This window comes from Vibrio bivalvicida (assembly GCF_001399455.2).
Lineage (GTDB): Bacteria > Pseudomonadota > Gammaproteobacteria > Enterobacterales > Vibrionaceae > Vibrio > Vibrio bivalvicida.
In genome coordinates, this window is the sequence record NZ_LLEI02000075.1 from 160,798 (window position 1) to 176,201 (window position 15,404).

The 15,404-nt window shown below is 45.8% G+C and carries 10 protein-coding genes; 4 read left to right on the forward strand and 6 right to left on the reverse strand.

The window, feature by feature from the left end; all coding sequences use genetic code 11:
• Positions 1–164: 164 nt before the first annotated feature.
• Positions 165–1,811 carry a mechanosensitive ion channel family protein gene (locus tag APB76_RS19820; RefSeq protein WP_054962432.1) on the reverse strand — a complete coding sequence of 549 codons (1,647 nt, stop codon included), beginning with the start codon at positions 1,809–1,811 and terminating at the stop codon, positions 165–167.
• 448 nt (positions 1,812–2,259) lie between these two features.
• Between APB76_RS19820 and APB76_RS19825 the strand changes: the two genes are divergently transcribed.
• Both APB76_RS19825 and APB76_RS19830 read left to right on the forward strand, forming a co-directional pair.
• A complete protein-coding gene (locus APB76_RS19825) occupies positions 2,260–4,614 on the forward strand; it encodes a S8 family serine peptidase (RefSeq protein ID WP_054962346.1) in 2,355 nt (784 codons plus the stop codon).
• A gap of 9 nt (positions 4,615–4,623) precedes the next feature.
• Complete coding sequence (locus tag APB76_RS19830) at positions 4,624–4,962, forward strand: hypothetical protein (protein WP_054962345.1); 339 nt, start codon at positions 4,624–4,626, stop codon at positions 4,960–4,962.
• A gap of 47 nt (positions 4,963–5,009) precedes the next feature.
• Here the strand turns inward: APB76_RS19830 and APB76_RS19835 are convergent, their stop codons facing one another.
• Entirely contained in the window at positions 5,010–5,969 is a 960-nt protein-coding gene (locus APB76_RS19835) for an L-threonylcarbamoyladenylate synthase (RefSeq protein WP_054962344.1), read from the reverse strand.
• A 198-nt stretch (positions 5,970–6,167) separates the two neighbouring features.
• On the opposite strand from APB76_RS19835, the gene lhgO reads away from it, so the two are divergent.
• Both lhgO and APB76_RS19845 read left to right on the forward strand, forming a co-directional pair.
• A complete protein-coding gene (gene lhgO, locus APB76_RS19840) occupies positions 6,168–7,403 on the forward strand; it encodes an L-2-hydroxyglutarate oxidase (RefSeq protein WP_054962343.1) in 1,236 nt (411 codons plus the stop codon).
• Between the two features lie 376 nt (positions 7,404–7,779).
• Positions 7,780–10,104 carry a PKD domain-containing protein gene (locus tag APB76_RS19845; protein ID WP_054962342.1) on the forward strand — a complete coding sequence of 775 codons (2,325 nt, stop codon included), beginning with the start codon at positions 7,780–7,782 and terminating at the stop codon, positions 10,102–10,104.
• Positions 10,105–10,159: 55 nt separating this feature from the next.
• On the opposite strand, the gene APB76_RS19850 is transcribed toward APB76_RS19845, so the two are convergent.
• The 4 genes from APB76_RS19850 to uhpC all read right to left on the reverse strand — a co-directional run bounded on the left by APB76_RS19850 (position 10,160) and on the right by uhpC (position 15,399).
• Positions 10,160–10,606 carry a VOC family protein gene (locus tag APB76_RS19850; RefSeq protein WP_054962341.1) on the reverse strand — a complete coding sequence of 149 codons (447 nt, stop codon included), beginning with the start codon at positions 10,604–10,606 and terminating at the stop codon, positions 10,160–10,162.
• Positions 10,607–10,726: 120 nt separating this feature from the next.
• Positions 10,727–12,331, reverse strand: coding sequence for a BCCT family transporter (locus APB76_RS19855; RefSeq protein WP_049846548.1), 1,605 nt, complete (start codon positions 12,329–12,331; stop codon positions 10,727–10,729).
• Between the two features lie 418 nt (positions 12,332–12,749).
• Positions 12,750–13,955 carry a mannose-6-phosphate isomerase, class I gene (gene manA / locus APB76_RS19860; RefSeq protein WP_054962340.1) on the reverse strand — a complete coding sequence of 402 codons (1,206 nt, stop codon included), beginning with the start codon at positions 13,953–13,955 and terminating at the stop codon, positions 12,750–12,752.
• Between the two features lie 103 nt (positions 13,956–14,058).
• Positions 14,059–15,399 (reverse strand): MFS transporter, encoded by a 1,341-nt coding sequence (gene uhpC, locus APB76_RS19865; RefSeq protein ID WP_054962339.1) that lies wholly within the window; start codon positions 15,397–15,399, stop codon positions 14,059–14,061.
• Positions 15,400–15,404: the final 5 nt, after the last annotated feature.

Sequence of the window (15,404 nt, forward strand, 5' to 3'; positions counted from 1 at the left end):
TTATTCTTTTTACAAGCAAAATGCGGAACAACTGTGCGCTCAATATAACAGCATTTCTGATGATTATGAGCATTGTTCATGGCAGCCTTACTGGTCTTTGCCAAATAATAAAGTACTTGATGTAGGTACTGGTAGCGGGTGAGTAGTGAGATCATTATCAGGTCTCATGAAACTGAATAATTATCTAACTTCTCTGCATTAATCGACTCTTGCTTGCCACTCGCCATTTGCAAAATCGTAGCTTGGATTGGGATGGCGAACTCGGCGTTGTTTTGTTTGATGATACGCTCGATGCTAAACAGAAGTTCTTGTTGCAGCTCCAGGAAACGCTCGCGGTTGGTGGTATCTAGGTGAGCGAGAATCTCTAAGTTGATGCGATAGTTATCGAATGTTGAGAAATGGACCCGAACGGGGGAATCCAGAGTGTCTGGATGAGCGACAAGCATGGCTTCAATCTCGTGTGTAATATTTGTTACGACGGTGATTGGGGTACCAAAGCGCAGCGCGATTTCTGCTTTAAATGGATATCGGTCACGGCGACTGTAGTTAATGATCTCCATTTTGACTAAATCACCATTGGCTATAGTGATTTGAGTTCTGTCTTTGGCGCGAATGCGGGTAGAGCGCACACCAATCCGTTCCACCACTCCTGACACTTTACCCATTTGGCAGTAGTCACCCACCGAGAGTGACTTGTCTAAGAACAGAATCACACCACCAATTAGGTTTTCCATTGTTGGCCGAATAGCGAGCGCAATTGCCATACCGCCTAAACTCAGGCCAGTGACAATGCCATAGACAGGTACGCCGATCCGGCTCAGTCCGTAACCGAAAATGCTTACCGCTAGCGCAGAGCCAACAAGTGTCCCGATAATCTGAGTAATGCTCTGGCGCAGGTTAGAGGCGTCTGTGGTTTTAGCCATAGCAGAACATGTTTTGTAGCCAAGTAAGTAGGCAGCTTGTGCGATTAGCAGCCAGATAACCAACTCACCACATATCGACACGACAGACATTAATTGCCCGGTGAGATTAAGCTGGTGGTTGCTGATAGCGATAAACAAGCCTAAACCGACTGCCATTAACAAAGGGCGTAAAAGCGTTAGCCTGTTAGAGCGGTAAACCCAAACGCTATACATACAGAGCAAGATTGATAACGTTACTAATCCTAACCACTGCCACACGGCCTGTTCAGCCAGTTCTAGCATAAACACGGGGGGCAGGTCTTCAATCCATGCAAACCAAGCGGGAGGGACTAACTTACCTGCAGAAAGGGAGAAATAGCGATAGAAGTCTTTTTCTGTGCCATCCCGATTAGGCAGATGTTTAATTAGCTGATAGTTGCTATGTAAGCTGTCGACCGTTTGAGCAGAAAAAAGAAATTGACCGTTGGGCTGTTTTGTAATGACAAGTTGAGTATTGGGCACAGTCCATTGTTGTACCTGATTAGAGTCGGGAATGATGGAGGGATCGAAAGCAGGAATACGATCGAGAATCTCTTTCATTAACATCACTGATTCAAGTGAGATTCTAGAGTATTCAGATTTTGGTTGTTGCGAAAAATCAAAGCACTGTACCGCTTTATTGAACAAGGCATAGACAGATTGCTTGGTCGCTTCGCGTTGTTCTGTTGGTAACTCTGGTAATTGAGATAGTTGGTGGTTAGCAGTAGAGACCAAACGATTAAAACTATCGAATGTGGCTTTAGGTGTGCTGGTATCAGGGGGTGATAATGGAAATACCTCCTCTGCACTGGTGGCAAAGGCCATGAACAGCAAAAGAGTTGAGACAATTATGTGAGTGATTATTTTCATTGTTTTGTACACCGAGTCGATCCCTGACGTTACTAAGCTAATTCATATCTCTTTAATTGCATACCCAAGTCTTGTTATCTCAACTTGTTTCACTGATATATGAGGTTTTAGTCAAGTGCCTGTTATCTAGTGCTTTAGTTTATAAACCTGAGAGGCTTTGAAGTGGGGTGAGGCTACCCATTGGGCTAGGGGTTATGACCTGTTAAATATGAGAATTTGCATGCGGCGTGTTATTAAGTGATTGCTTTATAAGGAAATAAATAATCTATTGAATGTTCACCTTTTAGATGTATTTGGTGAGCTTGAGCGTAAAATAGAGCATTAACTTTATAAATTGTTGGCGGTTTTATAATCATCCTTTAATGCTAGGTTGCTTGTGAGTTATCACTAAGAATGATGATTCATGAGTAAAAAGTGAATAAAAATAGCTCAATAAGGAATAGAGCAGATGCACAACATAACAAGTAAAACCAAAGGGTTATTCGCCCTTTCAACTATCGCAGTGGCTATGGCCGGAATCTCAGTGGCGAACGCTTCGCCATCAATGGGGTTCAACGAGGCTGATTTACCAACTAAATACATTGTTAAATTTAAGCAAGATGCACCTATGCCGTTTACTCGAGCTGGCGAACCAGTGATGGCGCCAAGTGAAGTTCGTGAGTCGGTGCTACAGCAAGTAAAAGCTCGCAAGGTTGAAAAGCTAGGTTCTGAGCCTATCTACAGTGTTGAGATGGATGATAACGAGCTTTCTTCTTTGCGTACTAATTCACAAGTAGAATACGTAGAGGTCGATCCGCCGCGCTACCTGCTAAGTGAAACTACTCCGTGGGGCTTTAATGCGGTGAATGCGCAGCTTCTTAGCGACTCAAATGCAGGCAATCGCACGGTATGTATTATCGACTCTGGTTACGACATTAATCACAATGATCTAAGTGGTAACCGTGTGAATGGTACTAATGATAGCGGTACGGGCTCTTGGAGTTCACCGGGTAACAACAATGCTCACGGTACACACGTTGCTGGTACGATCGCGGCTATTGCCAACACCGAAGGTGTTAAAGGTGTTATGCCGAACCAGAATGTAAACTTGCACATCGTGAAGGTGTTTAACGAATCTGGTTGGGGTTATTCATCAAGCTTAGTGAAAGCGATTCAAACCTGTGCGGATAATGGCGCTAACGTCGTCAATATGAGCCTAGGTGGTAGCCGTTCAAGTGTTACCGAACAAAATGCAATGCAAGATCTGTATGATAAAGGTGTACTACTTATCGCAGCCGCAGGTAACTCTGGCAACACAGCGCACAGCTACCCGGCGTCTTATGATGCGGTAATGTCTGTAGCGGCGGTCGATACTAACAGTGACCACGCAGCGTTCTCTCAAGCAACGGATCAAGTCGATATCGCAGCACCAGGTGTAGCGGTACTTTCAACTGTGACTGTGGGTGAGGGTGTTCTGTCTGATATCACTATTAATGGTACGAGCAGCTTTGATCGTGGCGTTGTTCCGCACAACCGTAAAATCAAAACTTCAGGCAGTTACGAGTCAGCGCCTGTGGCTGGATCGTTCACCGCACCTCTTGCGGCGTGTGACATCTCTTCTGGCAGCTACAACTGTGGCGATATGACAGACAAGATCTGTCTGACTGAGCGTATTGAAAACCAAAGAACGGGTGTTCGCCCTGAAGTCAACGCGGTGAAAGCGTGTTCTGATGCGGGTGCTAAAGCCGCGGTTGTATACAGTAATCAAGATTTACCTGGTTTGCAGAACCCATTTGTGCTCGATGATAACGACAGCTACCGCATGGTTTCTGTTACGGTTGACCGAGCATTTGGTTTAGAGTTAGCGGGTAAAGTAGGCGATACCGTCACTGTGTCAACGGAAACGGGTAAAGACTACGAGTACTACAACGGTACATCAATGGCAACGCCACACGTAGCAGGTGTTGCAGGTTTAGTGTGGAGTTACCACCCAACCTGTACAGCAGCGCAAGTACGTAAAGCACTAAACGCAAGTGCGACAGATATCGATGCCGCAGGACGCGACGATCGTACTGGTCATGGTTTGATCAATGCTGATGCCGCGAAAACATACCTAGATGTAGGCTGTAATGGCCCTATTGACACCAGCACGGTTCTAGAAAATGGTGTGGCGAAAGGTGCGCTATCTGGAGCGAGCAAGTCGGGTACGGTTTACACATTTGAAGTTCCTGCCAGTGCAACAAAAGCGACATTCAAGCTGACTGGTGGTAGCGGTGATGCAGATATGTACGTGCGATTTGATGGTACGCCAACAAACAAAACTTACGACTGTCGTTCTTGGGAAAGCGGTAACAACGAATCTTGCACTTTGGATGTAACCCAAGCGGGAACATACCAAGTATTGATTGACGGTTACTCTGCTTATTCGGGGGCTTCTCTAACTGCTACGCATAATGGTTCTGATAATGGTGGTCAAACGCCTTCGAGCTACAGCAACACTAATGCTATCGCCATTCCAGACAACAGTACATTAGGCGCAACAAGCGAGATTGATGTACTGCGCAGCGGCGATTCTGGTACAGTAACGGTTGCGGTTGATATCAGCCATAGCTATGTAGGTGACCTGAAAGTAACCTTGACTTCACCAACTGGTGGCCAAGTGGTATTGCATGAAAATACGGGTGGTTCCGCGAATGACATTCGTACTAGCTTCCAAGGGAACTTCACTGGCTTTGAGTCAAAAGGTAACTGGAAACTGAAAGCAGTAGATAGTGCGCGCCAAGACACAGGTACGATCAATAGCTGGTCACTGACATTTCAGTAAGGGATGAATATGAAGAAGCAAGTGTATTATAGTTGCGCTCTAGCGGCGGTACTAACGAGTGCGGTGACGACATGGAGCTATGCTGATAACCCAGCGTTTCCACCTGTTGACGAAAGGCAGGCAGAAGCAGAGGCTCAAGCCCCCCGGTTCTTTGTTAAGTATCACAAAGGCGCAGAGCAGCAGACTCGCGAGCTTCTTCAATCCTATCAGCTGGAAGTGGTTGATACCTTAGACAGCCAGCATGTGCTGGTGGTGTCGGGCAGTCAGGATCAAGTCGATAAGCTTACTTCCAGTAAATTTATCGACTATGTCGAACCAGAACCGATTCGAAGTTTATATTCTCAATAACAAAACACCCCATCTCACGATGGGGTGTTTTCTGTTTAGGCCTGCGCTTAAAGCTTTGACTGTGCTCGACTTAATCGATCATGAACAGCCAACCACTCGTCTGAGATAGGTGGACGTTCAACCCAGATCTCTTCACAGCCCCATTTATCTGCTTCATCTAACGCGCGATAAAGGTCGTGAGAATAGTCAGCCACATCTGATGGCATTTGCTTCGACTTAAAGCTTTGGTTTTCAATCGCCGAAATATGTAGGCAGGCAATGTTACTCCCTTCAGCATTTTCAATCTCAGCAAGGTCAACCAAACGTACTCTGGTATTAGGTTGGTAGTGGCTAGTCACATTCCCCGGGACGGCAACAGTGTGTGCCTTCGGTGACAGGACTTCTTCGCCCAGCGTTTCTGATAGCTGCGCTGCTGTCACTGGACCGCTGCGCAAAATACTGAAAGGCTTTTGGGTTAGGTCAATGATGGTTGACTCTAAACCATGAGCACAGTTACCGCCGTCGAGTACAGCCGCAATTCTGCCCCCTAAAGAGTTGAGCACGTGCTCGGCTGACGTTGGGCTAAGCTTTTTATATGGATTTGCTGAAGGCGCTGCAACAGCCATACCTGAAGATTTTAGCAAAGTAGCAAACACTTCATGAGCGGGCATGCGAATGCCTATGGTGTCCAAACCACCGGTTACCACTGGTGTCGCTCGGTCAGCTTTATTGAGCAGTAAAGTCACAGGCCCAGGCCAGTACGCTTTGGCAATGGTGTACGCTTGTTGAGGAATGTCTTTTGCCCACTCAGACAGTTGCTCGACCTCTCCAATATGAACGATCAGTGGATGATTCGCTGGTCTACCTTTGGCAGCAAAGATCTTTTTCACCGCTTCTGGGTTTGATGCATCTGCAGCAAGGCCATAAACGGTTTCAGTCGGAATCGCAACAAGCTCGCCAGATGCGAGAATGTCTTTAGCTTGTTCGATATCTTTGCTGTCACTTGCCAAAAGGTGTTGCGTGTTCAATGTCTCTTCCTCAAACAACCAATAGGGTTAGAAAATCTAAGCGGGCTATTTTAACCATGTTTCACAAAGTTTCGACGTTTAATTGAGTATGAATTGTATCTATCGATAAGTTTTTTCTATATCAGTCGATCTTTCAATCGCTTAACGCCACGATTAATATTGGTGACTAGGGTTAGTTTGGCGGCAAGGAGCAATAGAGTGGATCAGAGTTACGATTACATTGTGATAGGTGGTGGGATAGTCGGTGTATCGACGGCTTGGCAACTACAGAATCGCTATCCAGACAAGTCTATTCTCTTGCTAGAAAAAGAGCAGCAACTCTCATCCCATCAAACCGGGCACAATAGTGGTGTGATTCACGCTGGTGTCTACTATGCGCCGGGAAGTTTGAAAGCGGAGTTTTGTAAGGCCGGAGTTGCCGCTACTATCGACTTCTGCAACAAACATGATATTAAGGTCGAGAATTGTGGCAAATTGCTGGTTGCAACAAGCCCAATTGAAGTCGAGCGTATGCAAGCGTTGTATACCCGTTGTCAGCAAAATGGCATAGAGGTTGAGCTGATTGATCAGCAAGAGCTTAAAAGGCGCGAACCTAACATTGTTGGGGTGGGGGCTATTGCCGTTTTAGCCACCAGTATTGTGGATTATCGCCAAGTTACTGAGGCGATGGCACAAGAGTTCCGCCAAGCGGGTGGACAGGTGTGCCTTGGAACACCTGTGGTGAACTTACAAGAGTACTCAGATAGGGTAGAGGTCTCGGTTGTCAGTGACGGCCGGGCGCAATTACTTCGAGGTCAGTTTTTGGTCGTCTGTTCGGGGTTAATGGCCGATCGCATGACCAAGATGATGGGGCTACAAACGGATTTTCAGATCATTCCTTATCGCGGTGAATATTACCGCCTTGCGCCTAAGTACAACCAGATCGTCAACCATCTAATTTACCCAATTCCTGATCCCGATTTACCTTTTCTTGGCGTTCATCTCACTCGTATGATTGATGGCAGTGTCACTGTTGGACCGAATGCGGTGCAAGGATGGAAAAGGGAAGGTTACGCTCGCATTAACTTTAGTTTTCGTGACGTGTGCGAAATGCTCTCGTTCAGTGGTTTCTGGAAAGTGACGGCTAAGCACCTAAAAACGGGGTTAATTGAGACGAAAAACTCTTGGTGGAAAGCAGGCTATTTGAAATTGGTGAATAAATACTGCCCAAAAATTCGAGTTGAAGATCTTGAACCCTATCCAGCGGGGATTAGAGCTCAAGCTGTGCTAAAAGATGGCACGCTAGTACACGATTTTCTGTTTGCACAAAGCCCACGTAGCTTGCATGTGTGCAATGCCCCTTCACCCGCAGCGACCTCTTCTATCCCAATAGGTAGCTATATTTGCGACAAGATTGAGCAGCAACAATCTGCGACATCAGAGCCATCAATATAGCTAAACGCTAGAGTTAAACAACGCTTTGTTCCATGTGGTTATTAAACTGTCATGAAAAGTTCATATTTATCCAGCTGAGAAGTTTTTCGTCAGCTTTTATTTTGTAAACCCATGATAAATGGCGTTTAAGAACAGGTGTGCGCGAGTACCTCTAAACTTTTTGCTTAGATTGAGTCTAATCGACTAGATTCTTCTCTCTTCACTGTATCGCGGATTTATCTCTCTGATTTCATTTAGCTTATAAAAAAGCTCAGCTGGTTAGATGAGAAATCAGGGGAACATTGAAATTGGACTGACGTTTGTCGGGAATTTTACATACCAATACTTATTGACCAAACTGTTATTAATGGCCAGTTGGATGCATTGGAGGGGCGTTATGCGTCGAGTGAAATTCATGGACTTGCAATTAAATCAGTTGCTTATTGTGTTGGTTTTTTTGTTCGCATCGCCTAGCTTTGCGCAAATCAACGATACCGAACCACTAAGACCTGGCACAGTAATTTATAAAATTAGTGCCAATGCATCACCGAGTGACCTAAAAGGCCTCAATGCTTTGCTGAAAAGTAACGGCTTGGTCTCAGAGCGGACATTAGAAGGCAGTCAAATTGTGATTGCGACGTTTGAGCATCACGGCCGCGAAAAAGCCATAGCTAAGATTTTAGATAAAAGTGGCTATGTAGAGTTTGCCGAACCCGATTATGCAATGGAACCGACGCTACAACCCAACGACCCACTGTTTGGTAATCAGTGGCATCACACTAACGTAAATAGCCGCCAAGCGTGGGATCTCACCACGGGTAATAGCTCAGTGTTGGTCGGAGTCTGTGATACGGGCTTTGATGTGAATCATCCTGATTTAGGCCCAAATCTACGTACCGATTTAGCTTTCAACGCCTATGATGGGTCCAACTATATTTTTGATGCCAACGGACATGGTACCGGGAGTGCTGGTACGTTAGGCGCTGTGGGTAACAATGGGGTTGGGGTAGCGGGCGCCAATTGGGACGTTGATATTATTCCTGTTCGAATTGCGATCAGTGATCAAAACAGCTCGGCCTATATCTCGACTATGGCAACCTGTATTGAGTATGCTGCTGACAATAATGCTCGTGTGGTCAACCTCAGCTATGGTGGTATTCAGTACTCAACGATCGATGCTGCGGCGCAGTACTTGAGAGCTAGAAATGGCCTATTGTTTATGTCGGCGGGTAATAGTGGTCAAGAGCACCCAACATACCCTGATTACACTAGCTTAGTTGGTGTCGGCGCAACGGATCGCAATGATAACAGAGCAAGCTTTTCCAGTTGGGGGGCTTACGTTGATATTACGGCTCCTGGGGTAGAGATCGCTACTACTTACCCTAATAATCAATACGTTTACTATAGCGGTACGTCCTTTTCGTCGCCTCTGACTGCAGGTATTGCGGCATTAATGGTTGCGGCTAACCCGGCGATTACACCAGATGAAATCGAAAATGGTCTGTTCTCTACTGCGGTCGATATAGGCGCAGCGGGAGATGATAACGTGTTTGGCCATGGTTTGGTTGACGCTTTTGCTGCCGTAACTTTCGCGCAGAATTTGGGTAATACTCAATCTCCTGTAGCGGTCATTGTTGCGAGTGACAATTCCGTGCCTTTTGGTACCTCGGTTAACTTTGATGGTACCAATTCAAGTGATCCTGACGGGACTATCGTTTCATATCAATGGGACTTTGGCGATGGGACAACGTCGAACAGTGCGATTGTCGACCATACCTATCAGCAAGCGGGGAGTTTTCAAGTCAGCTTGACGGTAACAGATAATGATGGATTGTCTGACGCAGAAGTAACCTCGATTCAGGTTACCAATGAATTGCCGACTCCCGTTATCGAGATCACCAATCCTCAATCAAGTTATGATATTGGTGAAAGCATTTTCTTCGTCGGATCAAATTCATCGGACTCTGATGGCTCGATCGTCAGTTACGCTTGGGATTTCGACAATGGCAACTCTAGTTCATCGGCCAATGTTGAATATGCTTATGCTTCAGCAGGTAACTACACAGTCACCTTGACGGTTACTGATAATGCAGGAGCACCAAATAGCACCAATGTTACCGTATCAGTGGTTGATTCATCAGTGCTTGTTGCCCCAAGTAATCTATCAGCGACGGTCGATGGATTGGATGTCTCACTGACTTGGCAAGACAACAGCCTAAGCGAGACGGGGTATTACGTTGAGCGAGGGGTTAAGCGTCGAGGCAGAATAAGCTTTGAGCGTGTAGCAACCCTTGGACCAGACTCGACGGGGTATGTAGATACCGTGCCAGACACAGGCGATTACAGATACCGTGTTACGGTTGAAAACGCTGTCGACCAAGCCACCTCAGAGACAATTAGAGTAACGGTCGATTCTTCCTCGGAACCAGAACCTGGCACTTTGCCAGCACCGAGTAACTTGCAAGTCTCGGGCGGAGGTAATAGCACAAGCTTAAGTTGGGTGGATAATGCTAACGCTGACAGCTTTGTTATTGAGCGAGGGTTGAAACGTAAAGGACAGTTCAATTTTGTTGTGATCGAGTCTAATCACACCGGAACCACCTCATTTACAGATACTGAGTTTGGCAGCTTACCGAATGGCAATTATGGCTACCGTGTCAAAGCGATCAAAGGATCAGAGGTTTCTGGCTACAGTAACATCGCGGAGATCCGTAAAAAGTAGTCTCCGTATCAATTTAAGAGTCTAAGAGCTAGCAAAGGTGCTAGCTCTTTTTATATTAAGCTCTATCTTGGCGGACAAAATCAGGGTTTTCATTGTACGGTTTCAGCTCTACCGTATTCCCCTCCGGATCTTGGATATAGAGCGAGCGCCCGTAACCTTGCGCGCCATATCGCTCCGTGAAGTTTGGTGTCTGTATCCCATTTTGGCTTAAGTATTCAATGAGTTCATTTTCGTTAAAGGCTGATACCTGAAGACAGAAATGGTCAATGTTTCTACCATTTTGCTGTGGCGCTTTGCCCCCCATTCGACCCAGTTCACTATCGACTGTCACGATGTCAATTAATGCGCTCCCCGCTCTGAGTTGGGTAAGCCCAATATCGAGCTTTTCTCGTTCAATCACGCAGCCAAGAATGTCTTGATAAAAGCGCAGCATATTATTGAACTGGCTAGTTCGCAGCACAATATGATCGAGTGCGATGATATTGATAGGCCGTTTACTCATTGATTGCTGCCTCCTCTAAAACAATAAATTTAGTATACGCAGTAGTGGAAGAGGTGATCGATTGAGAAACATAAAAAAGGGCGCTAGAAATAGCGCCCATTGAGTTTGTCTCGCTTAGAGTTAGGCAGTTACTTGTCGAGTCGAGGACTGATAAGCCGGTAGCTCTGAGCGCAAGCCTTTGATCAGGCTGACACACATTACGAGTAGGACAAGAGTGAAAGGAAGACCTGTTGCAACAACCCCAGATTGAAGCGCTTGCAATGCCTCTTTACCACCAATCCAAAGCATAACCGCTGCAATCGAGCCTTCGATACATGCCCAGAAGATACGTTGTGGGACAGGTGCATCAATTTTGCCACCAGCGGTGATACTGTCGATGACTAGGGAGCCAGAATCCGATGAAGTAATAAAAAATACCAAGATCAATACAATAGAAAGTACTGAAATAATCGAGCTGTATGGTAGTGCATCATAGACATGGAACAACGTCAGTGAGATATCAGTTAAGCCGTTTGCGCCAAGCTCACCAACATTATTGACGACTTGGTCTAACGCAATACCACCAAATACCGACATCCAGACAAGAGTCACAACGGTTGGAATAATGATCACAGCAAACAGGAATTCACGCACCGTTCGGCCTTTCGACACTCGCGCGATAAACATGCCTACAAATGGCGACCAAGATACCCACCAAGCCCAGTAGAATACAGTCCAGCCGTGCATCCAGTCGATGTCTTCTCGACCATGAGGGGTACTTAGCGGAATGATGTTTTGCGCATAAGCGAGTGTGGTATCCCACAGTGATAGCATTGCGGTATCAAAGCTAATGAAAATCACAAATGCCAATAGAGCAAATGCGATCAGCATATTTATGTTACTCAGCAGCTTGACGCCACCATCAATACCGCGAACAACTGATAGCACCGCGATAAAGGTCACGAAGGTGATAACAATCATCTGCATGCCAATACCGCCATTAAGACCAAATACATGATTGATGCCGCTGGTTGCTTGTTGTGCACCTAAGCCTAAAGAGGTCGCTAAACCAAATAGGGTTGAAAGAACAGCTAGAATATCAATGACATGGCCTAACCAGCCCCACGCTCTATCACCAAATAGTGGGTAGAAAGCAGAGCGTAGAGAAAGCGGTAGTCCTTTGTTAAAGGCGAAGAAGGCTAAAGATAAAGCTACTATCGCATAAATAGCCCAGCCATGAATGCCCCAGTGAAACATGGTAGCACCCATCGCAAGAGACTTTGCTTGTTCGCTATAAGCCTCGGCGTTTAGCGGCATACCATACCAGTCGGTAAAGTAGGCGGTTGGCTCAGCAACGCTCCAGAAAAGTAGCCCAATTCCCATACCTGCGGCAAACAGCATGGATAACCATGAAACGGTCGAATGTTCAGCTTTAGCGCTTTTACCACCAATACGAATCTTGCCTAATGGTGAGAGCAAAAGTGCTATAGCAAACAGAATAAAGAAGTTAGTGGACCACATAAAGAAGGAATCAAATTGAGCGATGATGCCGTTTCTTAAACCGTTCAGTGCATCGCGTGCAGTCGCAGGTTCAACAATAAGAAGAGAAAGAAGGCATAGGATCACAAGACCAGCGCTAATCCCAAATACTGGATTGTGGATATCGAAGCCCCACTTTTGTACGTTGTCTTGCCCAACTTGATAATCGGTGGTTTCGATACTGTATTTTTTTAATGCATTTTCCATAAATACAAGGTTTACGTTTTTATAGTGTGCTTAACTTTTTCAAGAAAAACACTAAAACCGCCCTCCATTTGTTTTGAGTTCAAAGTAATTTTTGCGACGCAACTATAACCTTTAGTGTGACTGACTGCAAATTTGACGCAAAAACGATCGTATCCATCTGCTTTCTTGGTTAGTTATCTAATGTTTTGATGTGTAAGTTTTCGCTGGTTGTTTGGATGTAGCTAGTGGCAATCAAAGTGTGAGTCACGGGCAAAGAGGAGGAGAACTGTCACTAGGTAGTGGCGCCAAGTGGTGAATTTTGTCGAAACAAAAAACGCCTATCTATAAAGATAAGCGCCTTTTAACGTGTAGTTTAGTAAATACAGTGAGCCACTCATGGTGAATTTTTAAACGAGTAAACCCTGTCTACCACTAGTGTCTAGGCATTAAAAGCTCGAGCCACACGACCTTCACTACAGATGGTGTAACGGCCAACGTAAGCGGGAATGAAAGCTGACTGGCCTTTGGTTAAAGTTAACTGTTCACCCGTTTCTGCATGTAATGTTAAGTCACCATCAATTGGCATTAGAATTTCGGCACTCGACATTTGAACTTGTTGCTGAGGCGCTTGATAAATAGAGAACTGAAAGTCGTGTACTGGTACAGGGAAATTGTGCTCACAGCCATTTACTTTAGCTTGTGTGAGCAGAGTGTTTATTGGTTTAGGCACAAAATCCGTGCATTTAACCAACTCTTCTATGTCGATGTGTTTCGGTGTTAGGCCTGCGCGCAGCACGTTGTCTGAGTTTGCCATAATTTCTAGCCCAGTTCCTTTGATATAGGCATGAGGTGTTCTTGCGCTTAGGAACATAGCTTCGCCTGGTTTTAGAGTCACGACATTAAGCAGCAGTGGCGCAAACAAGCCGACATCATTAGGGTACTGCAATGAAAGATCAAAAATTAACTCATAAATAGGGTCCGCTTGATTTGTCGCTGCGTAGCTCAATAGGTGGCTCAGTGCATTGTTTTTCCGCTCTTTTCGCATTGAAAGCAACTCGACAAAGAACGTACTCAGACCAACTTGATTGGGATTACGCTTAAATTGCTCCAAATACTCACTAATTTCAGGAATTTCACACTGCTGAAAAGCTGCAATGATCTCATCAAATGGGCGAAAACCGTTCATTGCTTGGTAGTCGGTTAATGCGTAAACCAGTTCGGGTTTGTGGTTGGCATCTTTGTAGTTGCGATTAAAAGCATCGAGAGGGACGCCAAGCTTTTGTTCGTTGGCGTAACCTTGCTCCGCATCTTGTTTATTTGGATGAACCTGGATCGATAGGGCTTTATCGGCAGCAAGAATTTTGAATAAGAAAGGTAAGTCTCCATAGACTTCAGCGGTAGCTTGAGACAAGCAAGCTATTTGATCATTGTTGATTAAATCAGACAAAGACACGGTCGAATTTTCTTCTTGAATCATGGAGCAACCATTTGGGTGAGTGCCCATCCAGAGTTCCGCTTGTGGGCGTTGTTCTGAGTTGGCAAAGCCAAACAGATCTTGGATAGCAGTACGACTTCCCCAATCATAGTTTTGGATTTTGTTATCCATTTTGAAGAAGTTTTTCGATGAAATAGTGTTCAAATTCATAAATTTTACCCGTAGAAAACCCTCCGAACTGAATCGGAAGCAAAAAGTGGAGGTTAGGCGGGTGAGGGGTTAGCTCACCCTAGAGTGTGTAGAGCAGCAGTTTCTACAATCGAAGTTTGGGAGCGAGAGGTTTGCGTGAAGGTTGTGCTTGGAGAAATGGCAGCAGCAGTAAGCCAATAACAGCAGCACATACCGAGATAGTGATAAAGAATCCAGTCCAGTTATACTGTTCAAGGATCAACGCTAGTGGGTAGCCAGACAGTGCTGCCCCCATGTAGGCAAATAAACCGACAAAACCGGTAGCAGCGCCCGCCGAGTCTTTATGGGAGCACTCCGCCGCGGCCATACCAATCAACATTTGTGGGCCAAATACAAAGAAGCCAATAGAGAAGAGCCCCGCTGCTTGGAAGGCGAAGTTGGTCAAGGGCATCAGCCACAAGGCGGCAACAGACAGAAAAATACCCGCAGCAAACAGAAGGTTCATAGGGCCGCGATTTCCGCCAAACAATTTATCTGACCCCCAACCAGCGACAAGAGAACCAACAAAACCGCCAATTTCGAACATAGACAACGCGGCGTTGGCATTGATCAGGCTGTAATGGTGTTGCTCTGTTAAGTATAGGTTTCCCCAATCGTTAATCGCAGTGCGAACGATGTAAACCAATACGTAACTAAAGGCGAGTAACCAGATGTATTTGTTATTAAAGACATAAAGTTTGAGGATTTCTCGATAGCTTAACCCCTGACCATGATTCTCCTGGGCCAGCTCCAGAGCATCATTTCGCCATTGACCAACGGTCGGCAGGCCTTGTGTGGTTGGTTTATCTCTTAAGCGCCAACAGACAATCACGCCGAGAATTACGCCAATAACACCAGGAATGATAAAGCCTTCACGCCAGCTATAGTGAAGGGTGAGAAAGCCAACGAGCAAAGGAATCAGCGCCCCGCCGACGTTGTGGGCCGTATTCCAAATGGCCCATAGAAAGCCGCGTTCAGAACGTGAATACCAGGTGGTGAGGAGCTTAGAGCATGATGGCCACCCCCACCCCTGAAACCAGGCATTTATAACCCACAGTGCGGCCAAGGCCACCAATGAACTTGAAAAGCCAAATGCAATGTTGATCAAGCCGGATGCAACAAGACCGACACCCATAAAGAAACGAGGGTTAGAGCGGTCGGATATGGTGCCGGAAATAAACTTAGACAAACCGTAAGTAATGTAGAAAAGCGTGCCAATTAAACCGATGTCACCTTTGTCTAAGCCAAGGTCGACTATCATCGCAGGTGCGGCATAGTTAAAGGTTTTGCGCGTAAAGTAAAATCCGGCGTAGCCCAAATACATGCCAAGCATGATGTGCAGTCGCCAGTATCGATAACGCCCATCGACTTCAATTTTGCTAAGCGGTGCTTGCGTATAGCGTGGAGATTGAAATAAGCCAAACATGCCCG